Here is a 24,965-nt window from a genome sequence, read left to right as displayed (position 1 = left end):
GCTTTCCAGCGGCGCTCAGTGCTGCAGTTCGAGGCCGCCCAGCCCGCCGTTGCTGCGGCACTTCGCGCGATCGCGTTCCGGCGCGTCGATCGTGCCGCACAGCACGTCGATACGTTTCCGGTAGCTGTCGATCAGACACTGTGTCGTCGTGCAGCGGTTGCGTGCTTTCAGCCATGTCTTCTGGCTCGCGATGAACTGGCGATACTCAGGTGGATCCTCGACCGGCCAGTTACTGAAGTCGTACACGACGTCCTGGTAATCCGCATTGAGTGCATCGTCGAGCCGCGACAATGCCGGATTACCGCAAATTTCGCGCTCCACGAACGTGGACGCCTTCGCGCAGTCGAACGACGCGGCCTGCGCGCCGGTCATGCCTGCCGCGACGGCCAGTGCAACGAGCCATGCCTTCATATGGATGCCGTACGGAAAAAACGGCGGCCGCGCATCGGCGCGCCGTGACGGACGAGCGGGAATGCCCGCCGTCGGGATCCGGAAGCTTAGGCCAATGCGCATCGCGGTTCAATACGCGGGGCCGCTTCCCCGGCACCCGTGCCGCAAACCGAGCGGCACGTCTCACCCGATCAGTACACGGCCACCCAATGCCCGGGCACCCATGCCCAGTGATTGCCGGCCCATCGGTAATGCCCCTTCGCCCAGCGATAGCCGGGTGCCGGTGGCGGCGGCGCCACTTCGACAAGCGGCGCCGGCTGCGGCGGGCGCACGGGTTCCACCACGCAGGCGGACATCAGCACGGCACTCGCGCACACCAGCACGGCAAGCGAAACGGATCGGATCTTCATCGTCGATTCTCCTTTTTGTGTAATCGGTTGGCGGGGTCGAGCGCGTAAACACGCCGCGTCACGCGGCCCCGCGAATCAGGCCGGTCATCGGCCGCGTCGCGCCGCTTTCCGCGAACAGCGCGGACGCCGTGCGACGGGGATCGAGCCGCAGGCTTTCGGCGGCCGCGCCCGAGATCAGCGCGTCGAGCGACGCGGTCGGCTTCAGGTCGCGGCCTTCGTACAGGTCGCCCGGCCGCAGCCCCGGCCAGTCGGCGATCACGCGGCCGCCCGCGACCGCGCCACCCGCCAGCATCGCGACCGACGCCTGCCCGTGATCGGTGCCGCCCGTGCCGTTCGCCGCGGCCGTGCGGCCGAACTCGGTCGCGACCAGCACCGTGGTCTGCCGCCATGCGGGCCCGAGGCCGTCGCGCAGCGCGGCGAGCATCGTGTCGAGCGCTTTCAGCTGATTCGCGAGTCGCGCGTTCTGCGCGCTGTGCGTGTCCCAGCCGCCCGTTTCGATCATCGCGATTCGTGGGCCGTCGTCGCGCGCGAGGAACGTCGCGGCAAGCTTGCCGACGCCCGCGGGATCCTGCCGCGCATGCGCGTCGCCGGCGAGGCCGCGCGCCTGCATCGCCGACTGCCACAACGGACCGAGCTGCGCGTCGGCCTCGTAAAGCGCCGACACGCGCGCGAGCAGGTCGTCCGGCGCGGCCGGCAAACCGGACGGTGCATACGACGCGGCCTGCACGGTGCCGCGCAACGCGAGCGGCACGGTCGGCGCGAATGCGATTGCGCTTTCGCGCGTCGCCGGCAGCAGCGCGGCGAGCCGGTTCAGCCAGCCATCCTTTATCTGATAGGGCGCGCGGCCGCCCGTTTCGAGCACGTTCTGCCCGTCGAAATGCGAGCGGTCGCGATACGGCGACGCGATCGCGTGGACGAACAGCGCCTGTCCGTCGCGGTACAACTGCGCGGTCTGCGCGAGCGACGGATGCAGCGCGAACGTGCCGTCGAGCCGCGTCGCGGCCGTCGTATCGATCGCGAGCGCGCCGCGCAGCGATGCATATGCGGGTTCGGCATACGGGACGACGATGTTCAGGCCGTCGGCCGCGCCGCGCTGGATCACGAACACGAAGCGCCGGTCGGTCTCGACGTTCGCGAACACGATCCGCGGTGCGACGAGGATCGCGCCTGCACCGGCGGCGGCAACGCTCAGGAATTGTCGGCGGGACAGGGCCATGTTCACCTCCGTTGGAAATCGGGCGATACGAGCAGCAGCGCGAGCGACGTGGTCGCGCTTTCCGCACGCGACAGCGCGGTCGCCGTCGGCGCGCTCATCGAACCGGCGAGCAGCGTATTGCCGAGCGTGCGCGGGTCGAGCCGGTCGCCGGCGCGCGCAGCCAGGCGCTGCGCGATCTCGACGCGGCGCACGAGCGCATCGGGCGCGGCCCAACTGGCGGCGACATCGTCGAAGCCTGCCGGCGAGCCCGGCCGCCACACCGGCTGGCCGAGCTGCGCGAGCAGCGGCGCGGCCTTCAGGTCGCCCGTGTCGCGCCAGCCGAGCCCGCGCAGCGACGACACGGCCCACTCCCACGGCGTCTTGAACTTCCGGTTGATCGGCGACCATGCATCGGGCGCGTCGACGAGCGCGCGATAGACGGTCGGCAGATCGCCGCCGCTCGCGTCGAACGCACGGGCCAGCCGGTCGGTCAGCGCGTGCGGCGGATTGTCGGCGACGAAATGACGGGCAAGCTGGAATGCGATGTGCCGGCCCGTCGCGTCCGATCGCGCGAGGTCGTGCAGGATCGCGCGCGCCTGCGCTTCGCCCGGCTGGTCGTAGGTGCGCCCCATCACCGTGCGCGTGCCCGGCTCGTGCAGATTCGGGCGAAACACGAACGCGCCGGGCGCGGCATCGCCCGGCTGCCGCCCGCGTCCGCCCGCGATGCTCCAGCCGGTCAGCGCACGCGCGAACTCCGTCACGTCGGCTTGCGTGTAGCCGGTTCGCACGCCGAGCGTGTGCAGTTCCATGATTTCGCGTGCGAGGTTCTCGTTGAGCCCGCGCTTCGCCGACGGATTGCGTGCTTCCGCGCGCAATGCGGCCGGGCTGTCCGGGCCGACCGAGCTCGCCTGGTCGAGAAAGACCTGCATTGCGGGATGCTGTTCGACGGCGACGAGCATGTCCTCGAAGCGGCCGAGCACGTGCGGCCGGATCGCGTCGCGTTCGAACGCGCCCGCGTACGCGGCCACCTGCCCCTTGTCGACCGACACCGCGAAATGGTTCGCCCAGAAATGCACGAGACGCTCGACGAACGGCGCAGGCGTGTTCAGCGCGCTGTTCAAGCGGGCAGCGACGGCGCTGCGATACGCGTCGTAGCCGTCGCGCCGGATCGATTGCGCGGTCGCGCGTTTCGCAGCCGCGTCGTCGCCCGTCATCGCGTTGCGCGCGGTCGCGAAGCGCGTCGCGAGCGCGACCGCGTCCGGTTCGCCGGCCCACGCGGCGGGCCGTGCGTCGTAACGGTCGAATTGCGCGACGAGCGCCGTCTTCGGGTCGGCAGGCGGCGCTTCGTCGGCCCGCGCGCCGAGACCGAAGCGGTTCAGCGCGATCGCGGCCGGCGTGATGTCGTTCGGGTGGTCCATGACGGGCTCTCTTGCGGTGCGTACCCACGTTTAACGCGGGCATGCAGGGAAATCCGTCGCGGAGATCGCAAATATTTTCTGGATCGGAGAAACGAGGAACGGGAGAATCGGCGGAGGTGACGCACGGCAACGGCGCAAGTCATCGACACGCAACAGAGATGCGATTCATCTCGTGCACGCATTGCGCATGACCGAACGCGACAAGCGACACGCGTATCGCCTGTCGCGCTGCCTGATGCTTACTGGCTCGCCGGCGCGTCCGGCTTCTTCTGCAGTCTCGGCGGCAGACGCCAGTTGCCGCTGCGCTGCAACCCGTCGACGAACTTCACGCGCTCTTCGGGTGTCAGCGTCGCCGCGAAATCGACGACACTGCGCTCGACCTGTGCACGCATCGCGGTATCGGCCGCGCGCGTGCGGTCGAGTGCGGCGTCGATCGCCGCGCGATCGAGTTGAGGCGCGGCGAGCAGATCCAGCACGGTGATCCGGCCATCGCGCCCTTCCCGCGCGAAATCTCGGCCGTTCTTGCGCGCAGCCTTCAGCGCGGCGGCAAACTCGCGCTGCCGCGCATCGGGCAATTCGTCCGCCGCGAATCGCAACGCGGTGCGCTGCGCGGGCTCGCCCGCCGCATGCAGATCGCGATGCGTCGAGAACCACTGATACACGCCGCCGCCGATCGCGCCGAGCATGAACACGTTCAGCACGACCGAGCCGACGAGGATGAATTTCCAGCCGCGTTCGCTCATTCACCACCCCAATCTACGCTCGGGCCGCCGAACGTGGTCGTCAGATAGTCCGGCTCGTGCAGCGACGTCGGCACGCTGCCGAGCATCAGCATCGACACGGCCACCGCGCCCGCCAGCGCGCCGGCCAGGCCGACGCCCGCGAACGCCGCCCCCGACCACCACACGGTGCCACGCCGCCGTGCGCGTTGCAGCGCGGGTGCCGTCGCGACGATGCGCTCGACCAGCGCCGGCGCGGGCGGCGCGACCGTGTCGTACGAGAGCCATGCATCGAGGTCGGCGGCATCGTCCAGTGCCAGCAACGCTTCGCGCGGGTTCGCGCGCGCCCATGCCTCGGCGGCCGCGCGTTCGCCGTCCGGCCAGCGCCGCGCGTCCGAGCCGTACGCGGCGACGATGGTACGAAATCGTTCGGGTGTCATCGCTTGTCCTCGCTAGGTGGGTCGCCGGCCAGTTGCGCGCGCAGGTTGCGCCTCGCGCGGGCGAGCAGGCTTTCCAGCGCATCGACGGTGATGCCCATCAGGTTGGCCGCTTCCACATTCGACATTTCCTGATAGTACTGGAGCACGAGCGCTTCCCGCTGCCGCGGCGGCAGCGCGGCAAGCGCCTGCCGCACGCGCGCATCGCGCGAGCGCAGTTCCGCATGCGCGGCCGGCTCCGGCTGCGGGTCCGGCACGTCGGGCAACGTATCGACGGGCTCCTCGCGCCGGCCGCGCAACCGGTCGTAGCACAGGTTCAACACGACGCGATGCAGCCACGTGTCGAAGCGCGCCTCGCCTTCGCGCCAGCGCGGCGCCTGGTTCCAGATTCGCAAGAACGTCTCCTGTGCGACGTCCTCGGCTTCGTTCCGGTCGCCGAGCATGCGCGTCGCCAATGCGAGCAGCCGCGGCAGCTTGCGCGCGACGAGCACGCGCACCGCCGACGCATCGCGCGCGCCGACGCGCGCGACGAGTTCCGCGTCCGGATCGCGGTCGCCGCGATCGTTCAACGCCGCCTGCTCCGTCGCGCAGCGCGCATGCGCCGCCCCGCCGCCCGGCTGAAGCTCATCATCGTGCTCTCCTTGCATGCGTCGGGCCATCGCCGCGCGGCGCCACGCCGACGGTTCGGCGGCGCCGTGCGCATCGCGCGCGGCGTCGCACACGGCGTCGGCCATGTCCGTTTCATCGACATCCGTGTCGCGCGGCATATCGATCCTGTCGGCCGGTCGCGCGACCGTCGGCCGGCGCACTCAATATACGACGACCGGCGCGGGCCGGTAATACACCGGACGCGCCGGCGCCACGACGCAGCCGACCAGCACAATGGCCACGGCCGCCAGTATCACGATGGTTCGAAAAGGCATGGCTTCGACTCATGACTGTGCGTGAAGGAACTGCCGCGCCGGCACGATTCCCTGCGCGGCGGCGCGCGCATCAGGCCCAGTGGCCCGGCACCCAGCGCCAGGCAGGGCCGCGCGCGGCCCAGTGCCCGGGCACCCAGTGGTAACCGACGCGCACCACTTGCCAGTGGCCCGGAATCCAGACGTAGCGGCCCTGCCGCCAGTGCCAGTGGCCCTGGTCCCACACGTAGCCCGCACGCGGCGCCGGCATCACTTCGACGCGCGGCGCCGGCGGTGCGTAAGGCGCGACGATCACGGCCTGCGCGAATGAAGCGGACGCCGCCAGCGCGGCCACGCATCCGGCGGCAAACCGCAATGATCCAGAAAGTTTCATGAAAGACTCCGACGTAACGGGCATCGACCGGAAGCGGCCGTTCATGCGTTAAACGGAGCGGGCGACAGAAATCCGTCGCGGTATCGGCGAATAAATTTCCGGCGAACCGAACGCGCTTTGGAGCGGGCCGGCTGTCGCGCGATGCGCGAGTCTGCGTATCGGCCGCCGCACACGCAGGGTTGCCGTGCTGTCACAACCCGGCAAAACTGCCCCTCGACAATGCATGTCACCGGGATCCCGCTCGTTTCCGGCCCACGCCCCGGCCGCGCTCGCGCATGGCCGCGCGGTTCCACCTTTCGCGTCCCCATCAACGAAAACTACGACCATGTCGAACCAGGACAATCTCCCTGATCAGCCGAACGAGCCGGCCGCGTCGGTGTCGCGTCGCGGCTTCCTGAAACTCGCCGGCGTATCCGGCCTTGCGACTGCTGCCGGCGGGCTCGCGGCCGCCCGGGCCGCCGCGTCGAATCCGGCCGGCACGCCCGAACAGGTCCACCTGACGTGGGGCAACGACCCGACGTCCGAAGTCGTGATCTCGTGGGCGTCGCTCGCACCGGCCGTCAATCCGCGCGCGCGCATCGTCGCCGACGGCGAGCCGCCGCGCACGGTGCACGGCGTCCAGCGCCTGTACACCGACGGCCTGAACGGCGAAACCGTGTTCGCGTACCACGCGCGCGTGCATGGGCTGAAGCCCGATACGCGCTACCGCTACGAGATCACGGCCGACAACGACAGCAACGCCGCGCAGCCGTTCGCCGCGAATTTTTCGACCGCGCCGCGCGGCCGCGCGCCGTTCCGCTTCACGAGCTACGGCGATCTCGCGACGCCGAACGGCGCGTGGGTGCTGTCGTCGCCGCAAAGCCGCTTCGCGGTGCAGGCCGTCGAGCAGTTCCAGCCGCTGTTCCACCTGCTGAACGGCGACCTCTGCTACGCGAACCTGAACCCCGCGCACCAGCCCGAGGTGTGGCGCGACTTCGGCAACAACAACCAGACGTCGGCCGCGAATCGCCCGTGGATGCCGTGCCCCGGCAATCACGAGATCGAGTTCAACAACGGTCCGCAAGGGCTCGACTCGTATCTCGCGCGCTATACGCTGCCGGAAAACGGCACGCGCTTCCCCGGCCGTTGGTACAGCTTCCGCGTGAGCTCGGTGCTGTTCGTGTCGCTCGACGCCGACGACGTCGTGTACCAGGACGCCGCCGCGTTCGTCGGCGGCCCCGCGCCGCTCGTGCCGGCCGCGAGCACGGGCCACCCGCCGATCGAGCCCGGTACGTCGTTCTACGTGCGCGGCTACAGCAACGGCGAGCAGACGCGCTGGCTCGAACACACGCTGCGCCATGCGGCGCACGACGACGACATCGACTGGATCGTCGTGCAGATGCACCAGGACGCGCTCAGTTCGTCGAAGACGGGCAACGGTTCCGATAAGGGCATTCGCGAGGCATGGCTGCCGCTGTTCGATCGTTACGGCGTCGACCTCGTGCTGTGCGGCCACGATCACGACTACGAGCGCAGCTACCCGGTGCGCGGCTGCAATCACCGCGCGGGCGTCGACGCGGCGACCGGCGAAGTGGTCGAGACGCTGCAGCCGCGCCCGGTCGGCTCGAACGACCCGGACCGCACGAAGTTCGACACGAGCCACGGCACGATCCACCTGATCCTCGGCGGCGGCGGCACCAGCGCGCCGCTCGACGTATACGGCGAGAACCCGTCGACCGGCTTTGCGCGCGCGAAGGTGTTCACGAAGCCGAACCGGCCGGTGCCGGGCACCGCACCGAACACGTTCGTGCGCCAGCCGGCCGATGCGCTCGAGGATGCGATCTGGTCCGCGCGCCGCGATACGGGCACCGGTTACGGGATCGCGGTGTTCGACCACGACCCGGGCAAGCCGGGCGGCCACACGACGATCACGATGCGCTACTACCATGCGCCGGGCGCCGATCAGCACCCGACCGCGCAGTACGAGCTGTTCGAGACGATCGAGCTGAGCAAGAAACGGCGCGGGCGGTGATCGGGCCGGCGCCCGCTGCGGCGGGCGCCGGTTGCATCGCCATCGACGACTGGGCGTGCCATGACACGGGTTAGACTGCCCGCTTCGCACCCCGGCCCATGAAGATGAGTTTCGAATACCGCATCCACACGCCCCCGTCGGCCGACGCGTTCGATGCGATCGCGGATGCACTGCGGAAAGCGCATGGCGACATCGACGTCGATCCAGACCGACGACGGCTTGAAATTCGCGATGACACCGGCAACTGGCCGCTGATCGGCCTGTCGACCGACGAGCGCGGGTTCTTCCTCGTCACGACACTCGGGCCAACGCGTGACGCCATGCTCGACTCGATCGGACGCACATTGTCGGCAATCGGTGCGGCATGGCACATCGACGACGCACGACCGGCTACCGCGTTCCGCACCCGCGCCTGAATCGGCCGCACGCACCCGGCCGCTCCCCCGCCAACGTCCGCCGCTCGGTCTCCCAGGCTCGGCCCATTTAAACTACGCGTGTTCGGCGCAATAGCCGTATTGCATCGTCGGTTGCGGCCGCAACCGGATTTTTCCGTTCGCGACGACGGTACACGCAAGCGCAACCGAATCATCCGAAATCGAATTTGAATGTTGAAACAGGCAGGTAGCATGAAGCGCAAGAACAAGAACAAGGCAACGCTCGTCGGGCTCGGCGCGGTGCTGTTGTGGGCCTCGGTGGTCGCCCTCGTCCGCGGAGTCAGCGAAAGCCTCGGTGCGACCGGGGGCGCCGCGATGATCTACACGGTGGCGTCCGTGCTTCTGCTGTTTTCGATCGGCTTCCCCGACCTGAGCAAGTTCCCGAAAAACTACCTGCTGTGGGGCGGGCTGCTGTTCGTCTCGTACGAGCTGTGCCTGGCGCTGTCGATCGGGTATGCGAGCAACGGCCGGCAGGCGATCGAAGTCGCGATGGTCAACTACCTGTGGCCGAGCCTGACGCTGATCGCGGCCATCGTGTTCAACAAGCAGCGCGCCAACCTGCTGGTCGTGCCCGGCGTCCTGCTGTCGATGCTCGGTATCTGCTGGGTGCTCGGCGGCGACCAGGGCCTCGATCCGGCGGGCATGCTGCGCAACGTCGCGGACAATCCGCTGAGCTATGGCCTCGCCTTCTTCGGCGCGCTGATCTGGGCCGGCTATTGCACGGTGACGGCACGCATTGCCGACGGCAAGAACGGCGTCACGCCGTTCTTCATGCTGGTCGCAGCGGCGCTCTGGATCAAATTCGCAATCGAAGGCGGCGGCGGCATGACGTTCAGCCTTCACGCGGTCATCTATCTCGTGCTGGCGGCGTCGGCGCTGGGGTTCGGCTATGCGGCATGGAACACCGGCATCATGCACGGCAACGTGACGATCATCGTCGGCGCGTCGTACCTGACGCCGGTGCTCGCCGCCGCGCTTGCCGCGACGCTGCTGCATGCGCCTCTGTCAGTCGAATTCTGGCAAGGCGCGGTGATGGTATGCGGCGGGTCGATCCTGTGCTGGCTCGCGACACGCAGCCGACGCAGCGAAAAGGCAGCGCCCGTGCAGATCGGGAAGGATGCCGAGGGCAATTGCCCCGGGTGACGATGCGGGATGCTTCCGACGGGCGGCGGGGTTGCTGCCTGCGGCTCCGCGAACCGCACGCCGCCCGCTCTAGCTTCGCGATTCCAGCGCGATACGCACCGCCAACCCGGCCAGCACGGAGCCCATCAACCAGCGCTGGACCGACGCCCATACCGGCCGTCCCGCCAGAAAACCCGCGATGGAGCCGGCCATGCAGGCAATCAACGCGTTGACGCTGACACTCACCGCGATCTGCACGCAGCCGAGCGCCAGCGATTGCGCGAGCACGCTGCCGTGCCCCGGTGAAATGAACTGCGGCAGCAGCGACAGATACATCACCGCTATCTTCGGATTCGCGAGGTTCGTGACGAAACCCATCGCGAAGAGCCTGACGCGGCTGTCGTGCGGCAACTGCCGGACCTGGAACGCGGAGCGGCCGCCCGGCTTCAGCGCCTGCCACGCCAGGTACGACAGATAGAGCGCGCCGGAAAAGCGCAGCGCGTCGTACGCATACGGCACGGTCATCACCAGCGCGGTGATGCCCAGCGCCGCGCAAACCATGTAGAAAACGAACCCCAGTGCGACGCCGCCGAGCGACACGAGCCCTGCACGGCGGCCCTGGCAGATCGAGCGCGAAACCAGGTAGATCATGTTCGGTCCGGGCGTCAGCACCATGCCGAGCGACACGAGTCCGAACGCAAACAGGGTGGGCAAAGCCGGCACGGCAGGCTCCTTCGCGGCAGGGCAGTCAGGGTGACGAGGTCCGGACACTGTATTGCATCTCGACCATCTTCAACATGAATAAACTGCAAGCCGCCCATGAGCGCTTTTCATCGCGCCGGCCGCGCGCTACCTGCCCTTTTTCGCACGTGCCTGGATCGCCTTTGCGGCCTTGGCGCGTTGTGCGTCGACGAGCCTCACGAACTCGTCGGTGACCGCGTTGCCGGCCACGTTCCACGACAACCGCACGGAACGATGCAGCCTCGGCGACAGTTCCAGCACGCGGCCGCCGAACGGCGTGTACGTGAGCGTGATGCGCGGCACGATCGACACGCCCATGCCGGCCTCCGCCATCGAAAGGATGGTGCGCATCTCGACCACGTTGAACGCGGCCCGAAGCGGCGCACCGCCACGCGCGAAGTAATCCGCGATCACCGGCCCGCACCCTGCCTTCGAGAAAATGAACGGCGCCGCGGACAACTGTTTTGCCGACACGCTCTTGCGGCCGCCGAACATGCCGTCCGCCGCCACCGCGACAAAATCCTCGTCGAGCAGCGGCAGATTGCGTACGAACGTCTTCGTGCCGGCCACCACGCCGATATCGGCGGTACCGTCGTCGATCCATCCTTCGACTTCGCTGTCCGTGCCTTCGAGCAGCACCGCCGACACGCCCTGGTGCATCTCCTTCAGCGCCTCGAGCGCGGGGACGACGAACGCCAGCGAGACGCTCGGCAGCGACGCAACCACCAGCTTCCCTTCGAGCTTGCCGCGCGACAGGCTGAACTGCTGGCGCAGCAGCTGCGCTTCCCGCACCACGCTCTGGACGTACGGCCACAGGCGTTCGCCCGCCGCCGTCAGCACGACCGGCTGCCGGTCACGCCAGAGCAGCTTGACCTGCGTGATGTCCTCCAGCTCGGTCAATGCATGACTGATCGCGGACTGGCTGCGACTGAGCCGGTCGGCCGCGGCCGTGAGCGAGCCGAGTTCGACTACGGCGGCCAGTGCCTGCAACTGGGCAAGCGTCATCGGGTCTCCTTGTTCCGGGGTATGTATGTTTCACATGAGGCAGCAAAGCATCATGAATTATATTGAACCAAAGCGACGGTACGGCAAACCGCGCCCCCCTTGTATCCGCTCTGCACCGCGGTCGAGTCGAACGTCCCCGGCAGCGCGCAGGCAAGATGCGCGCTCGATCCGCCGCGTCGATTGCACACGCACCGGCCGGCGGCCGAGAATCCATGTTGAACCACGCCACCGCGTTGCTCATGCTTGCCGGCAGGACCTGCCGGCCTGGATCGGGGCCGCACGCCCGCCGGCCGCATACGAATAGCCGGCTCGCGGGCACGAAATGACGGTCGGCCCACCGCCATCGATCGCGCATGCGTTCTGAAAGCTGCAAAGCGTAGTATTCGCGGACCCGGCGTATCGCTCCGCCCGACGGCGCGACGATACGTGACCGGCTTTGCTGCTCGCACGCTGACGCCGACGTCAGCGCTGCCCCGTTTTCAGAGGCACGAGATGGAAACCTATGTATTGCTGGGCTGCGGACTCGGCCTTGGCCTGTTGATCGCCATCTGGGGAATCTGGTCGCTCAGGTAAGCCGCTCAAGCTCCGTTCGTCCGCAAGGAATTCGTACGGAGACGGATGGGGAATTGTAGTTTCAGGTAATTCCTTTCAACCGATTGCTTCACAGTCCCGTTCCCCCCATCATCGAAACGTCAGCGACGAAAGCGCCGTGCGTGACCCGTTCGGCCCCGCGCCCTGCCCGGTTCCCCGAGACGCGTTAGACTGTTTCGATGGAACAATGCCGTTATTGCCAGAGAATCCGCGATGAATGGGATTGCCACGGGGACGAATGCCGCCGGGCAATCGCAAAGGCGCTGCGCCGACAGCGCGCGGGCCTGCCGATGGTGCCCGATCGCATCCGCAACGAACTGCCGTCCGGCGCGCCGACCCAGCAGGTGATCGCCGTCCTGTCGCGCCAGCGCCTGCGCGCGCGCCGCGGCAACGAGGAACGCCGGGAACGCAAGGAAATCGACGACGACGGCGTCTGATCCGGCCGCACCGCGGCCCGCCCGCGTCGTCTCCACCCTCCGCCATCTCCCCGGTCGCCACCGGGCGTCCGCCCGTGCGCGACACCCCGCGCCCTTGCAAATCCGGCAATACTGAATAGGGACAGAAGATATTTGTCCCGGGATTATTACTTCGGAAACAACGATCTTTCGCCAAAATCCACGTTTACCCTAAATCGACCGACGCCTACGATGTAATCAACCGCTTACGACATGGTGTCGAACGCGGAAAGCCAAGACAAACATCGGAGGTCATCATGAAATCGCTCGTTTCCGCAGTCGTTGCCGCTGTCGCCCTGTCCGCCTCGTTCGGCGTATTCGCCCAAAGCACCGTGACCCGCGCCCAGTTGCGCAACGAGCTGGTCCAGCTCGAAAAAGCCGGCTACAAGCCGGGCCTGTCGAGCCCGCACTACCCGGCCGACATCCAGGCCGCGCAAGCCCGCGTGCACGCCGTCGACAAAACCGGCTACGGTGCGCAACCGGCCGCGACCGTCCAGGGTGGCGCGCCGGCCGCCAAGGCGCAAAGCCCGCGCGACTCGGTCTACTTCGGCCACTAAGCCTGCCTCTGCGCGCCCCGCGTGCGGTCCGCACATGCAACGAGCCCGTCCATGACGGGCTCGTTGCGCTTGCATCGCGTGTTTTTACCGGCCGGCCGTCACCGGCTGGCGCCCGATGCGACGCGGCCGGCCCCGGCTTCGTCCGGCGCAGCGCCGCCGCCGACCAGGTCCTGATAGCGCACGTACGCGCACTGCGCGGACGCCTTCGCCGCATACATCGCCGCGTCGGCCTTGACGAGCAGTTCCTCGGCCGATGCGCCGTCGGCCGGAAACTCGCTGACGCCGATGCTCGCACCGACGGCCACGCGCCGGTCGCCGAACTCCAGTTCTTCCGCCATCACGATCTGGATCCGCGACGCGACATCGCCGATCACCGCCGGTGAGCGCACGTCCGCAATCAGCACGATGAATTCGTCGCCGCCGAGCCGCGCAACCATGTCGCCGCTGCGCAGCACGAGGCTCAACCGCTTCGCGACCGCGACGAGCGTGCGGTCGCCGGCCGAATGCCCGTGCTGGTCGTTGATCTGCTTGAAGCGGTCGAGATCGACGAACATCACGGCCAGCCCTTCGTGCACCGCGGCCGCATGCCGGATCGCGGCATCGAGATGCTCCATGAACAGCAGGCGGTTCGGCAGCTCGGTCAACGGATCGTGGCCGGCGAGGTGCGTGAGCTCCTGCTGCTTCGCGCGCAGCATCGCGACCTGCGTGCGGATCTCGACACGCATGCTGTCGAAACAGCGCGCGAGCACGCCGATCTCGTCGGCGCGCCGGACCGGAAGCTGCTCGGCGGCCGGATCGTCGAACACGTGCGTCGCGGCGCGCGCGAGCGCCTGCAGCGGCCGCGTGATCGCGCGCGCGAACAGGATCGCGAGAATCACCGCCATCAGGCTCGACACGAGCACCATCCGGACGATCCGCTCGCCGAGCATGCCGGCCGGAGCCAGCACGTCGGCAAGCGGACGCGCCATCCCGAGCACGACGAAGCGGTTGCCCTCGTCGTGCCCGAACGGCGTGCGCACGAACGCGAACATCTGCCCCGGCGCCGCGTCGGGCTGCTCGAGGCCATTGAGCGTCACGCTCGTGCGCGTGCTGTCGAACAGCGCACGCGTGACGGCAAAGCTGTCCTGCATCAGCACGCGCAGGCCCCGATCGAAGCCGAACGTCTGCGCCGGGTCGGGATGCACGAGGAAATCGCCCCACTCGTTCGCGAGATACACCGCATAGTCGTCCGGCAGATCGCGTTCGAGCCGGTCGACCACGCGCGACAGCTCGACGTCGACGACCAGCGCGCCGACCGTCTGGCCCGACGTGTCGACGACCGGCGTGCCCACGCGCAGGATCGGCAGCCCTTCGGCCGCGTGCGAACCCGTCTCGTGGTTGATCACGATCGGCGACAGGTAGATATGGCCGGGCTCCGTCGCGAGCGTATCGAATACGTAGGAAAACTGTCCTTTCTCCTGGAACGCGCTTTCCGGCAGCACGACGATGCCGCGCGCGTCGCGAATGACGCGGATGTGTTCGAGCCCGAAATGCCCGCTCGCGATCAGGCGAAGCTGCAGGTATTCCGGATGGTTTCTCATGAAGCTGCAATACACCTGCTCGAGCCGCGTGCGTCGCGCGCTGTCCGGATCGTCGCTGCCCGCGACGAGCGCGGACGACGGCAACTGCGCGAGCACGAGCGCATCGGCAGCAACGTCGGACAGCGCGGTCGTGAAGCGCTGCCCGAGCAGTTGGGTCGACATCAGCAGGCTGTGCTGCGCTTCCTGCACGAGCATCGTGCGGTTCGCGTGATACGCGTAATAGCCGGTCGTGCCGGACGCGATCACGCCGATGCACGCGAACAGCACCGACAGCTTCGACGTGAGCCCGAGCCGGATCATTTGTCGAACCGCTCCGGCCGGTCGCCCGACACGATGCGGCTCCACAGCGATTCGCGCCGCGCGATGTCTTCGACGGGCTGTAGCCACACGAGATGTTGGCGCCCGGTGTCGATGCCCGGCGGCGGCTCGAGCGTGTTCGCGAGCCCCTGGCGCTCGGTCAGCAGCGCGCCGATCGCCGGTTCGAGCATGTAGTTGATCCACGCGAACGCGAGCCCGGCATGGTGCGCGCCGCGCGTGACGGCCCAGCAGTCGAGCCATGCAAGCGCGCCTTCGTCCGGGATCACGTAGCCGACATCCGCGCCGGCGCGACGCAACAGCTCGACCTGTTGCGTGCCGTAGTTGCCGAACATCAGTGCCGCGCGATGCTGGACGAACAGCGCGGTCGCCTCTTCGGGGAGCGTGTAGTACGTCAGCAGGTTGCGGCGCAGGTCGATCAGCTTGCGCGCGACGGCGAGCGTCTGCGCGGGCGACAGTCGGAACGGATCGGGATAGCCGAGCGCCAGCGCCGCGAACGAGAAATTGTGCTGCGCGCTGTTGAAGTCGAGCACCTTGCCGCGGTAGCGCGGATTCCACAGCTCGCGCATCGAGCGCGGCGCGGCCGAAACTTGCTTGCGGTCGTAGATCAGCCCCATCGACGAATACGTGAACGGGATCGCATAGGTCGCGCCGTCCTGCACGAGCCCGCCGATCGTCGCGAGCTGCCGGAAGTTCGGCAACTGCCGGCGCCGGTTCGGGATGCGCGCCAGGTCGATCGGCGCGAGCAGACGTTCGTGCGCATAGCGCTGGATCTCGGCCGTGTTCGCGGCCAGCACGTCGTACGGCGGCGGTGCCGCGCCGTGCATCCGCGCCCACAGCGCTTCGTCGGAATCGACGAACGTTACTTCGACACGCACATGAAACTGCGCCTCGAATGCGCTGACGACGTCGCGGTCCGCATAGCCGGGCCATGCCAGCACGCGCAGCACGGTGTCGTTGACGGTTTCGGGAGAGTCGGCGAATGCCGACAGGCCAGGCGCAAGCAAGCCCAGTGTCAGGACGAGGAGCAGCCGGCGCACAGCGCCGCAAGCGCGCGTAAGCGCGCCGATTCCCCTGATCAAGCGGACCCCGTATGAATCGCCCGGCTGCATTCGACTATCCTTTTTCGAGTCGATGCGATATCCCGCAACAAGACCATAAAAAATTTGGGCGCGCAATTGGAAATAGCCGCACGCGGCAGGCGTTGCGCATGCAGACATCCGACATGCCTGGCGCAGCGTCGATCCGGTATCGTTGCGGGCGCACGAACACGGCAAGCCGCTCGACGAATGATCAGAAGAAACCGCGTTGCCCGATGCTAACTGGTTCGCATTTCGATGACGATGCGATGAAGACGCATTGCATGCGTCGCATCCGTGCCTGCGGCCGTCGACGCCGATTGCTCCAGCCCGCGCCCATCCCCGGAAACGACCGTCAGCGCGATGCCGGCCCGAACTCGCGATCTGCTTCTTCATCGCGTGGTTTCCGAGCTAGCTGCTGCAGTCGCACGGCTTCTCGCTCGCGTCGCTCGGCACGTGAGGCATGCCTCCCGCGCTTTTCTTTTCGGGCCGCGCATCGGACAATGGCCCGCGCCCGCCGGCGCGGCGCCAATCCGGCCCGCGTGCGGCGACGGCGGCCCCGTCCACATCGATGAAACGCTACGAAACCCTCGCCCATACGATCGCCGACGACATCCGCAACGGCAACCTCGCGGTCGGCACGCGCCTGCCGTCGCTGCGGCAGATCATCGCGCAGCACGGCGTGAGCCAGTCGACGGTGTTTCGCGCGTACTACCTGCTCGAACAGTGGGGGCTGATCCGCGCGCGCGAACGCTCGGGCTACTACGTCGCGCCGGGCGCAACGCCCGAAGCAGGCCCGGCCGCGAAGCGCCGCGCGAGCCGTGCCGGCGCATCGCGCAAGGTCGACATCAGCGACCTCGTGTTCTCCGTACTCGATGCCGCCACGCAGCCCGGCATCGTGCCGCTCGGTTCCGCGTTCCCGGCGCCGCAACTGTTTCCGCTGCCGCGCCTCGCGAAGTCGCTCGCGCAGGCCACGCGGCTCGTCAGTCCGTGGAGTACGGTCGTCGATCTGCCGCCCGGCAACGAGGCGCTGCGCCAGCAGATCGCGCGGCGCTATCTCGCGACCGGCGTGTCGCAGCCGATCGACGAGATCGTCGTCACGAACGGCGCGCTCGAAGCGCTGAACCTGTGCCTGATGGCCGTCACGCGGCCCGGCGACGTCGTCGCCGTCGAGGCGCCCGGCTTCTATGCGGCGCTGCAGGCGATCGAGCGGCTCGACCTGCGCGCGGTCGAGATTCCCGTCGATCCGCGCACCGGCCTCGATCTCGATGCGCTCGCGAACGCGCTCGAGCGGCACGACATCCGCGCGTGCTGGTTCATGACCAATTTCCAGAATCCGACCGGCGTCACGCTGTCCGCCGAAAAAAAGCGCGCGCTCGTCGACATGCTCGCGGCGCGCGAAGTGCCGCTGATCGAGGACGACGTCTACGGCGAGCTGCATTTCGGCCCCGACTATCCGCTGCCCGCGCGCGCGTTCGACCAACACGGCCTCGTGATGCACTGCAGTTCGTTCTCGAAGACGCTCGCGCCCGGCTACCGGATCGGCTGGGCCGCCGCCGGCCGGTTCGCGGAGAAGGTGCAGCGGCTCAAGCTGATGACGACGCTGTCGGCGAGCATTCCTGCGCAGGCCGGCATCGCGAACTATCTCGAGCACGGCGGCTACGACCGCCATCTGCGCAAGCTGCGCGGCGCGCTGCACACGCAGCTCGACCGGATGGACGACGCACTGCGGCGCTGGCTGCCGGCCGGCGTCGAGTGGGTGCGGCCCGAAGGCGGGTATTTCCTGTGGCTCGCGTTCCCCGACGCGATCGACGCGATGGAACTGCATCGGCAGGCGATCGCGCGCGGGATCAGCTTCGCGCCGGGGCCGCTGTTTTCGGCCGCGCACGGTTTCGAGCGCTGCGTGCGCGTGAACTTCGGCCATCCGTGGAGCCGCGACATCGAGCGCGCGATTCGCGTGCTCGGCGAGCTGGTCACGCAGCCGTCGGTTCGCAAGGGCGGTTAAAGCGCGCGATGCGCACCATGCGTGCCGCCGGCGCACGGGCCGCGGCCATGCAGCCAATCCGCGCGCGGGTTACATTGCTGATCTCACCGCCCCTTCACGATTTTTCATGAGCCAACTGCCCTACCTCGATCACGACGCGCTGTTGAAACTGGCGGCCGAAGCAGCACACGTCACGCAGCCGTGCACGTGCACGAAGACCTCGCTCGCCGGATGGACGAGCCTGCCGCTATCGCTGCCGGACGCGCAACTGACAGAAGTAGCCACGCTCGCGCCGCCCGGCGACGCGGAGCCGACCTATGCTGAATATCATCCGGCGGGTACGCGCTACGCGTCGGACGACGCGCCGATCGCGCTGCGCCATTTCCCGTACAACCGCTGCATCGTCAGCCGCTGCCGCTCGTGCGGCCGCCTGTTCCTGCGCTATCAGGAAGGCGGCGGCTACTTCATCGACCAGCGCATCCGCGCGCTCGATCCGGCGCTTGTCGTCGACGCCGACGCATAAACCGGCCACGGGCATCCACGCATGCCCGGCCCGCCGCGCTGGCCACGCGTCCGCCATCTGCTACGCCCTTTTCGTCCCGATCTGCTGCTTGTCCGGCCGCACCGCGTTCCCTACGCTGTCTTCCGTTGCCCGACATCCGTCGCAACGCTCCTCCGAGCCGTGTGCATGCCGCGCCGCGGCCCCTCTCGCGTATCACGTTATGTATCGATATACCGATTTCGACCGGGCGCTCGTGCTGAGCCGCGCCGCCCAGTTTCGCGACCAGCTCGAACGCTGGCAGCACGGCACGCTGAGCGAAGACGCGTTCCGGCCGCTGCGCCTGCAGAACGGCTGGTATGTGCAACGCCATGCGCCGATGCTGCGCGTCGCCGTGCCGTACGGCGAGCTGTCGAGCGCGCAGCTTCGCGTGCTGGCGCGAATCGCGCGCGACTACGATGTGCCCGACGACGCCACCTACCGCGCCGCATGCGACGCGCAGGCATTACTCGGCACGCTGCGCCTGCCGACCCGCTGCGCGCACTTCACGACACGCACCAACGTGCAGTTCAACTGGATTCCGCTTGCGAAGGCCGCCGACGTGATGGACCTGCTCGCGACCGTCGACATGCACGGCATCCAGACGAGCGGCAACTGCATCCGCAATATTTCGTGCGACGAGCGCGCGGGCGTCTCGCCTGACGAGATCGCCGACCCGCGCCCGTTCGCCGAAGTGATGCGCCAGTGGACAACGCTGCACCCCGAATTCGCGTTCCTGCCGCGCAAGTTCAAGATCGCGATCACCGGTGCCGCCGAAGACCGCGCGGCGACCGACTGGCACGACGTCGGGCTGAAGCTCGTGCGCGACGACGCGGGCGAACTCGGCTTTCGCGTGAGCGTCGGCGGCGGGATGGGCCGGACGCCGATGATCGCGACGCTGCTGCGCGCGTTCCTGCCGTGGCGGCACGTAATGAACTACATCGAGGCGATCGTCCGCGTGTACAACCGCTACGGGCGGCGCGACAACAAGTACAAGGCGCGGATCAAGATCCTCGTCAAGACCGAGGGGCAACGCTACATCGACGACGTCGAGGAGGAGTTCCGCCAGATCGTCGACCATGACGGCGGCCCGCACACGATTGCGCAGGCCGAATTCGATCGCGTCGCCGCATCGTTCGTGCCGCCGCGGCTCAAACCGCGCACGCTCGATCTGCCCGACGCGAATGCGCGCTTATCCGCGCAGGCCAGCCGTCATCCCGCATTCGCGCGCTGGCTCGCACGCAATGTCGCCGATCATCGCGATCCGGCGCTGCGCATCGTCACGCTGTCGTTCAAGCGCCGCCTGCAGGCACCCGGCGACGCGTCGCCGGACCAGCTCGACGCGCTCGCCGATCTCGCCGACCGCTTCTCGGCCGGCGAGGCGCGCGTCACGCACACGCAGAACGTCGTGCTGCCGTGGGTACAGGTCGACGACCTGTTCCTGCTGTGGGAGAACGCACGCGCGATCGGGCTCGCCAGCGCGAACGTCGGGCTGCTGACGGACATGATCGCGTGCCCGGGCGGCGACTTCTGCGCGCTCGCGAACGCGCGCTCGATCCCGATCGCCGACGCGATCGCCGAGCGCTTCCAGGATCTCGATCTGCTGCACGACGTCGGCGACATCGACCTGCACATCAGCGGCTGCATCAATTCGTGCGGCCATCATCACAGCGGCCACCTCGGCATTCTCGGCGTCGACAAGGACGGCGCGGAGTGGTACCAGGTGACGCTCGGCGGGTCGGACGGTTCGACCGCGAGCGGCCCCGCGCGGCCGGGCAAGGTGATCGGCCCGTCGTTCTCGGCGGACGAGATCGTCGATGTCGTCGACGCGATCGTCAACGCGTATCTCGACGCGCGGATCGATGCGAACGGCCGCAGCGAACGATTCATCGACACGGTGCGCCGCATCGGCGCGGAACCGTTCAAGGCCGCCGCGAACGACGCGCGCCACCAGGCGGAGCACGCATGAAGCCAGCCAGCGAAAACGAAAGCATGAACGCACGCATCCGGCTGCTGACGCCGGCCGAACACGCGGGCGATACTCAGGAACACGACGATTCGACACTGACGATCGGCAACGACGAGGAACTGCCGCCGCTTGCCGCGCGGATCGCACGGGCCTCGCGCATCGACCTGCAGTTCCCGTCGTTCACCGACGGCCGCGCATATAGCCAGGCGTACTTGCTGCGCAAGCGCTTCGGCTTCGCCGGCGACCTGCGCGCGACCGGCGACGTGCTGGTCGACCAGTTGCTGCTGATGGAGCGCACGGGGTTTTCGAGCGCGGTGCTCGGCGACGACACGGACATCGCGGCCGCGCGGCAGCAGCTCAACCGGTTTCCGGGCTTCTATCAGCGCGATGCGAGAACGGCACCGCCGCCGCACGGCACGGCGACGCAGGCCGGAAAATGAAACGGGCGGCACACTGGCCGCCCGTACGATGAACCGGAAGCAAACCGGCCGGCATCCGCCGTGACGCGTGGGCGCCGGCGTTCAGCGCGCCGCCACCGGCTTGCCGAACCCGCCGAGGATCTTCTTCTCGAGCGCGATGTAGTCGCGGCCGAAGTGGTGATCGCCCTGCGTCTTGATCACGTCGGCGCCCGTGTTCGCAAGCGCCGGGCACATCGTGTCCGTCTCTTCTGCGCCATAGAAGCACTGCACGAGCTGCGGCGGCATCTTCGCGATTTCCGGCGCGACCTTCAGCGCGTTGTCGCTCGCGGGCATGCCGAGCCAGCCCGTCACGCGGATCTGGAAATCGGCGGACGGCGCGAAGCCGAGCAGCGACATCACCGCGACCTTGTCGCGCAGGTCGGCCGGCAGCCGGTTGTACGCGAACGGCATCACGTCGGCGCCGAACGAATAGCCGACCAGCGCCACGCGGTTCGCATGCCAGCGCGCCATGTAGGTGCGCATCACGCGCGCGAGATCGTGGCTCACCTGCGCAGGCGGCTTCTCGCTCCAGAAATAGCGCAGGCTGTCGATGCCGACCACCGACACGCCGTCGCGCTGCAGCGCCTCGGCGATCGTCTTGTCGAGATCGCGCCAGCCGCCGTCGCCCGAGATCACGATCGCGAGCCGACCGCTGCCGCCCTTGGCCGGCAGCTCGACGAGCGGCAGGTCGGAGACGTCGAGTTCGTCGCCGCTGCTGCCGCTGTCATGCAGGTGCGACGTGACGAGCGACACGAGCTTCGTGGAGTCGCCCGCGGCAGCCGTTTCGACGAAACCCGGCATCGCGCGGCGCACGATCGTCGGATCGGGCGGGCACGGCTTGAAGCGCGGATCGAGCTTCGGTGCCGGGTTGACCGATACGACACCGGCGATCGTGTTCTCCGGCGCCATCGCCAGGATCTGCTTCGCGATCGCGCCGCCCCGGCCCACGCCCGCGACGATCGGCGTGAAATAGCGCGACGACTGCGCGAGGCGTTCGAGCTGGTGGCTGACCGCCTCGGCGTCGCCGTCGAGGTGATGGCAGGTCTCCCGCTTCGCGGCGAGGTTCGTCGCATAACGCTCGGAATCGACGCCGACCGTCATCGCACCGGCCTTCGCGAGCGCATCGGCGGCCTGCTGATCGGCGGCATTCCAGCCGGCCTCACGCGAGAACAGCACGACGAAACCGCGCAGCGGCCCGCTCGGCTTGGTCACCGTAACGGGCCCGTAGCGGCCGCCCGACACGGTTTCGGCCTTCACCGCGGCCGGCTGCGTAGCGCACGCGGCGCCGGCCAGCATCATTCCCGCGCAGGCGGCTGCCGCCCGCGCGATACCCTTCTTCAACATCATGAACGCCGACCTCCAGCCAGCAATGACAGATCCGCAAGCGTGACGAACACGCCGACCGAGCCCGAGGCCGCGAGGTAACGCGGCTCCCAGTGCGGTTCGAACTTGCTCTTGAATGCGCGCAAGCCGCGGAAGTTGTAGAAGCGGCCGCCGAAGCGCCAGACCATCAGTCCGAGCCGGTGCCACGGCGACGGCATCTTCGCCGCCCCCATCCCCGAGAACGGTGCGATGCCCAGGCTCAGCTTGCGGAAACCCGCTTCCTTCAGATGCAGCGCGAGCTGCGTGAACAGATACTCCATCGCGTACGGCGACGCTTCCGGCAGATGGCGCATCACGCCGACCGTCGCCTCGGTGTTGAGGTCGGTCGTCATGAACGTGACGAACGCGATCGGCTTGTCGGCCTGCCGCACGAGCATCACCGACTGCGTCGCGAGATAGCCGTCGTGGAATGCGGCAACCGAGAAGCTCTTCTCGCGTGCATCGCGGCTGTCAAGCCAGCCGTCGGAAATGTCGCGCAGCGCCGGCAGCGCGACCGGCACGTCGCCCGGCGCGATCACCTCGACCGTCAGCGCGTCCTTGTCGCCGCGGCGCAGCGCGTAGCGCAGGTGCGAGCGGTTCGAGCCCTTCAGGTCGAACTGGTCGAGCGCGATATGCGCTTCCTCGCCGAGCTTCATCAGCGTGAGCCCCGCGTCGAGATACAGCGGCAGCGCGTTCGCGCGCACCTGGTAGAACGCCGCGCGGCCGCTGTGCGCGTGCGCGAGCGCGATGAACTTGCCGATCAGCGCCGGCCATTCCTCGCGCGGCCCGACCGGGTCGTGCAGCGCGGCCCACGTACGGCCGTACTTCGCGTACATCAGGAACGCCTGGCGCGATTCCGAGAACAGGAACGACTTGTCGCCCATCAGCGCAAGGCCCGCATCGCTGCACTCCTGCGCGCGGATGATCCGTTCGGCGTCGAACAGGTCTTGCGGCACCGGCTTCACGAAACGGCCGGGCGCCGGGCGCAGCAGTTGCCACAGTGCGAACAGCGCGACGAACACGCCTGCTGCGAGCGTCGCGCGCAGCGCACGCGGCGCGCGCGCGTCGAACGAGAAATGCGACCACAGCTCGCGCGTGTAAGGCACGTCGCGGAACGCGAAGAACAGCACCCACACGGCCAGCATCAGCACCATCGTCACCGACACGAACCAGCTCACCGTGAAACGCTCGGCGAGCAGCGACGAATGGCGGTTGAAGCGGCGGCGGCTGACGAGCAGCAGCACCAGCAGCGTGCCGAGCACACCGGCCTCGACGAACGCGAGGCCCTTCGCCAGCGACAGCGCGAGGCTCGCGAGCGTCAACGCGAAGGTCATCCACCATGCGCCGTCGAGGCGGCGCAGCAGCCCGCGCGCGACGAACAGCAGCGCGACGCCGAGCACGCTGCAGATCACCTGCGAGCCTTCGAGCACCCACAGCGGCACGAGGTGGCGCAGGATCGCGATCCGGTGCCAGAAGGCCGGCGTCGCGCTCGAGATCACCAGCATGCTGCCGACTGCGAACGTCACGAGGCTCAGGAACAGCGGCGCGAGCTGCGACACGCGCGCGGCCTGCCGCGTCACGAGCCGGCGCCGCAGCGCGCGGCCCTCGAAACCGGCCAGCAGGCCGGCCGACAGCACGAGCGGCACGCCGAAGTAGATCGCGCGATACGCGATCAGCGCGGCGACCATCGCATGCGCGGGCACTTCGCGGCCGAGCGTGAAGACCATCGCGGCTTCGAATACGCCGATCCCGCCCGGCGTATGGCCGATCATCCCGAGCAGCAGCGCGGCCGCGTACACGGTGATGAAGGTCGGGAAGCCGACCGGCGCCGCCGGCAGCAATACCCACAGCGTCAAACCCGCTGCGACGACGTCGAGCACCGCGTAGACGACCTGCATGACGAGATCGCGCCGCGCCGGCACGTCGAACGACAGCCACTTGAAGCGCGTGACGACCGGGCGCGCGGTGTTGCCGCACATCGCGACCAGCGCGGCCAGCACCACGAGCAGCGCAGCGCCGCTCCACGTGAGCACGCCTGGCGCGACGTGCAGCATCGCGGCGAGCGCCTCCGGCACGCAGACCATGCCGACCGCCGTCATCAGCACCATCGCGAGCGCCAGCGTGCCGCTCGTGAACACCGTCATCCGGCCGATTTGCGCGGGCGTGACGCCCGACACGCCGTACACGCGTGCGCGGACCGCGCCGCCCGTCAGGGCGCCGAAGCCGGTCGCGTTACCGAGCGCGGACCCGGCGATCGCGCCGATCCACAACGCGACGCGCGGCACCTTCGCGGCGACATAGCGCAGGCCGACCGCGTCGCGGGCGACGAGCGCGAGATAGCTGAGCGCCGTCGCGGCCAGCGATGCGCCCCACTCGCCGACGGACATGTGACGCAACTCGCGGATCACCGACCGGTAGTCGACGGATTCCGACAGGTGCTGGAAAACCACGATCAGCAGCAGGCCGATGCCGAGCGCGAGCAGCGGCGACAGCACACGCTCGTTGCGGATCAGCGCCGAGACACGGGCGATCGCCGCCGCGGCACGGCCCGGCGACCCAGGGTGGCGGGAAGACATAGGTTGTTCAGTGGTGGTGCATAGCGAGTCGCGGCGCGGGATGGCCCGGCGGCGATATATCTGGTTGTTCTGCGTGGGCGGTCGGCCGAAGACGGAGGCAGGTCGCGCCTGGATCAGAACTTACGAGTATACGGAATTTATATTACAGAATCTTTCAGGTCCGCATTGTGGGGTTTTGTGGCGTGCGGGGCGTGTAAAAATCGCATCAAAATCGTGCGGCCGATAAACGCAAGGTGCGCATCATACCGGGATCCGGGGCGGTTTTTTCATCGGATGAATGACTTGTGATGCATTTGGGAGAAATCTGCCGGGTGGAGCGCCCCGAC

Annotated in this window: 23 protein-coding genes; 9 read left to right on the top strand and 14 right to left on the bottom strand. The window is 68.2% G+C overall.

Features of this window, described 5'->3' with window-relative positions:
• Positions 1-15: 15 nt before the first annotated feature.
• The 8 genes from DM992_RS32415 to DM992_RS32380 form a co-directional block, all read right to left on the bottom strand.
• The gene (locus DM992_RS32415; protein WP_162631780.1) at positions 16-411 is read right to left on the bottom strand and encodes a lysozyme inhibitor LprI family protein; all 396 of its coding nucleotides are present in this window, start codon (positions 409-411) and stop codon (positions 16-18) included.
• A 170-nt stretch (positions 412-581) separates the two neighbouring features.
• A complete protein-coding gene (locus tag DM992_RS32410) occupies positions 582-800 on the bottom strand; it encodes a YXWGXW repeat-containing protein (RefSeq protein ID WP_047903131.1) in 219 nt (72 codons plus the stop codon).
• Positions 801-858: 58 nt separating this feature from the next.
• Positions 859-2,016 carry a DUF1501 domain-containing protein gene (locus DM992_RS32405; protein WP_111020175.1) on the bottom strand — a complete coding sequence of 386 codons (1,158 nt, stop codon included), beginning with the start codon at positions 2,014-2,016 and terminating at the stop codon, positions 859-861.
• A gap of 2 nt (positions 2,017-2,018) precedes the next feature.
• On the bottom strand, positions 2,019-3,413 hold the full coding sequence (locus tag DM992_RS32400; protein ID WP_111020174.1) for a DUF1800 domain-containing protein: 1,395 nt from the start codon (positions 3,411-3,413) through the stop codon (positions 2,019-2,021).
• Positions 3,414-3,652: 239 nt separating this feature from the next.
• On the bottom strand, positions 3,653-4,156 hold the full coding sequence (locus DM992_RS32395) for a periplasmic heavy metal sensor (RefSeq protein WP_111020173.1): 504 nt from the start codon (positions 4,154-4,156) through the stop codon (positions 3,653-3,655).
• Positions 4,153-4,572 carry a hypothetical protein gene (locus tag DM992_RS32390; RefSeq protein ID WP_111020172.1) on the bottom strand — a complete coding sequence of 140 codons (420 nt, stop codon included), beginning with the start codon at positions 4,570-4,572 and terminating at the stop codon, positions 4,153-4,155. The genes DM992_RS32395 and DM992_RS32390 overlap by 4 nt, the downstream gene beginning before the upstream one ends.
• Positions 4,569-5,303, bottom strand: coding sequence for an RNA polymerase sigma factor (locus DM992_RS32385; RefSeq protein WP_239511392.1), 735 nt, complete (start codon positions 5,301-5,303; stop codon positions 4,569-4,571). Before DM992_RS32385 ends, DM992_RS32390 begins: the two co-directional genes overlap by 4 nt.
• 259 nt (positions 5,304-5,562) lie before the next feature.
• Positions 5,563-5,862 carry a YXWGXW repeat-containing protein gene (locus DM992_RS32380; protein WP_111020518.1) on the bottom strand — a complete coding sequence of 100 codons (300 nt, stop codon included), beginning with the start codon at positions 5,860-5,862 and terminating at the stop codon, positions 5,563-5,565.
• A 325-nt stretch (positions 5,863-6,187) separates the two neighbouring features.
• On the opposite strand from DM992_RS32380, the gene DM992_RS32370 reads away from it, so the two are divergent.
• The 3 genes from DM992_RS32370 (at position 6,188) to yddG (ending at position 9,450) form a co-directional block, all read left to right on the top strand.
• The gene (locus DM992_RS32370; RefSeq protein ID WP_111020171.1) at positions 6,188-7,873 is read left to right on the top strand and encodes a metallophosphoesterase family protein; all 1,686 of its coding nucleotides are present in this window, start codon (positions 6,188-6,190) and stop codon (positions 7,871-7,873) included.
• Between the two features lie 98 nt (positions 7,874-7,971).
• Complete coding sequence (locus tag DM992_RS32365) at positions 7,972-8,289, top strand: hypothetical protein (protein WP_111020170.1); 318 nt, start codon at positions 7,972-7,974, stop codon at positions 8,287-8,289.
• 210 nt (positions 8,290-8,499) lie between these two features.
• A complete protein-coding gene (gene yddG, locus DM992_RS32360) occupies positions 8,500-9,450 on the top strand; it encodes an aromatic amino acid DMT transporter YddG (protein WP_162631779.1) in 951 nt (316 codons plus the stop codon).
• A 69-nt stretch (positions 9,451-9,519) separates the two neighbouring features.
• On the opposite strand, the gene DM992_RS32355 is transcribed toward yddG, so the two are convergent.
• Together DM992_RS32355 and DM992_RS32350 are read right to left on the bottom strand one after the other, a co-directional pair.
• Positions 9,520-10,152, bottom strand: coding sequence for a LysE family translocator (locus DM992_RS32355; protein ID WP_111020168.1), 633 nt, complete (start codon positions 10,150-10,152; stop codon positions 9,520-9,522).
• A gap of 126 nt (positions 10,153-10,278) precedes the next feature.
• Positions 10,279-11,175 (bottom strand): LysR family transcriptional regulator, encoded by an 897-nt coding sequence (locus DM992_RS32350; RefSeq protein ID WP_111020167.1) that lies wholly within the window; start codon positions 11,173-11,175, stop codon positions 10,279-10,281.
• Between the two features lie 770 nt (positions 11,176-11,945).
• Here DM992_RS32350 and DM992_RS32345 point away from each other — a divergent pair.
• Both DM992_RS32345 and DM992_RS32340 read left to right on the top strand, forming a co-directional pair.
• Positions 11,946-12,203 (top strand): hypothetical protein, encoded by a 258-nt coding sequence (locus tag DM992_RS32345; RefSeq protein ID WP_006478949.1) that lies wholly within the window; start codon positions 11,946-11,948, stop codon positions 12,201-12,203.
• Between the two features lie 275 nt (positions 12,204-12,478).
• The gene (locus DM992_RS32340) at positions 12,479-12,778 is read left to right on the top strand and encodes a DUF4148 domain-containing protein (RefSeq protein WP_111020166.1); all 300 of its coding nucleotides are present in this window, start codon (positions 12,479-12,481) and stop codon (positions 12,776-12,778) included.
• Between the two features lie 98 nt (positions 12,779-12,876).
• Here the strand turns inward: DM992_RS32340 and DM992_RS32335 are convergent, their stop codons facing one another.
• Both DM992_RS32335 and DM992_RS32330 read right to left on the bottom strand, forming a co-directional pair.
• The gene (locus DM992_RS32335) at positions 12,877-14,658 is read right to left on the bottom strand and encodes a sensor domain-containing diguanylate cyclase (RefSeq protein ID WP_111020165.1); all 1,782 of its coding nucleotides are present in this window, start codon (positions 14,656-14,658) and stop codon (positions 12,877-12,879) included.
• Entirely contained in the window at positions 14,655-15,785 is a 1,131-nt protein-coding gene (locus DM992_RS32330) for an extracellular solute-binding protein (RefSeq protein WP_111020164.1), read from the bottom strand. Before DM992_RS32330 ends, DM992_RS32335 begins: the two co-directional genes overlap by 4 nt.
• Positions 15,786-16,323: 538 nt before the next feature.
• On the opposite strand from DM992_RS32330, the gene DM992_RS32325 reads away from it, so the two are divergent.
• The 4 genes from DM992_RS32325 to DM992_RS32310 all read left to right on the top strand — a co-directional run bounded on the left by DM992_RS32325 (position 16,324) and on the right by DM992_RS32310 (position 20,683).
• Positions 16,324-17,757 (top strand): PLP-dependent aminotransferase family protein, encoded by a 1,434-nt coding sequence (locus DM992_RS32325; RefSeq protein WP_111020163.1) that lies wholly within the window; start codon positions 16,324-16,326, stop codon positions 17,755-17,757.
• A 106-nt stretch (positions 17,758-17,863) separates the two neighbouring features.
• A complete protein-coding gene (locus DM992_RS32320; protein ID WP_111020162.1) occupies positions 17,864-18,259 on the top strand; it encodes a hypothetical protein in 396 nt (131 codons plus the stop codon).
• Positions 18,260-18,458: 199 nt separating this feature from the next.
• Entirely contained in the window at positions 18,459-20,243 is a 1,785-nt protein-coding gene (locus DM992_RS32315) for a nitrite/sulfite reductase (RefSeq protein WP_111020161.1), read from the top strand.
• Positions 20,240-20,683, top strand: a complete 444-nt coding sequence (locus DM992_RS32310; protein ID WP_111020160.1) for a DUF934 domain-containing protein — start codon at positions 20,240-20,242, stop codon at positions 20,681-20,683. Before DM992_RS32315 ends, DM992_RS32310 begins: the two co-directional genes overlap by 4 nt.
• Positions 20,684-20,764: 81 nt before the next feature.
• On the opposite strand, the gene DM992_RS32305 is transcribed toward DM992_RS32310, so the two are convergent.
• Positions 20,765-22,048: an AcvB/VirJ family lysyl-phosphatidylglycerol hydrolase gene (locus DM992_RS32305; protein ID WP_111020159.1), complete on the bottom strand. Its 1,284-nt coding sequence runs from the start codon at positions 22,046-22,048 to the stop codon at positions 20,765-20,767.
• The gene (gene mprF / locus DM992_RS32300; protein WP_111020158.1) at positions 22,045-24,639 is read right to left on the bottom strand and encodes a bifunctional lysylphosphatidylglycerol flippase/synthetase MprF; all 2,595 of its coding nucleotides are present in this window, start codon (positions 24,637-24,639) and stop codon (positions 22,045-22,047) included. The genes DM992_RS32305 and mprF overlap by 4 nt, the downstream gene beginning before the upstream one ends.
• Positions 24,640-24,965 lie beyond the last annotated feature (326 nt).

The organism is Burkholderia sp. JP2-270 (genome assembly GCF_003233675.1).
Classification (GTDB): Bacteria; Pseudomonadota; Gammaproteobacteria; order Burkholderiales; family Burkholderiaceae; genus Burkholderia; species Burkholderia pyrrocinia_C.
The sequence above is the reverse complement of the archived record's forward strand: the minus strand, read 5'-3'. Positions and strand labels throughout refer to the sequence as shown.